We start from the raw sequence: 259 nt of genomic DNA on the forward strand, positions 1-259 counted from the left end.
GGCTTTTGTTCATGGATGGCAATTGAATATTGCTTCACACGCTGGATGGTTCCTGTTAACGTCATATCTTTCCCCGAGCGATTTCGAACTTCATAGCCATAGGCAGCCATTTTCAGCTGGCCATTGATGTCGACGAGATCGGCTTTTTCTCCTGTTCTAAATTCAAAACCAGCGGCTTGAATCATTGGAATGATATACGTTTTCTGATCTAATTCAAATGTGAGTGATAAGACGGTGCCTCGTCCTACGGTTCCATATG

The 259-nt window shown here is 43.6% G+C and carries 1 protein-coding gene; it reads right to left on the bottom strand.

All coding sequences use genetic code 11. The features are described 5' to 3' along the window. A partial coding sequence (locus AC0IXA_RS27715) for a hypothetical protein (RefSeq protein WP_471814947.1) occupies nt 1-259 on the bottom strand: 259 nt, incomplete at both ends.

It is taken from the genome of Pseudomonas sp. AC083 (assembly GCF_979253165.1).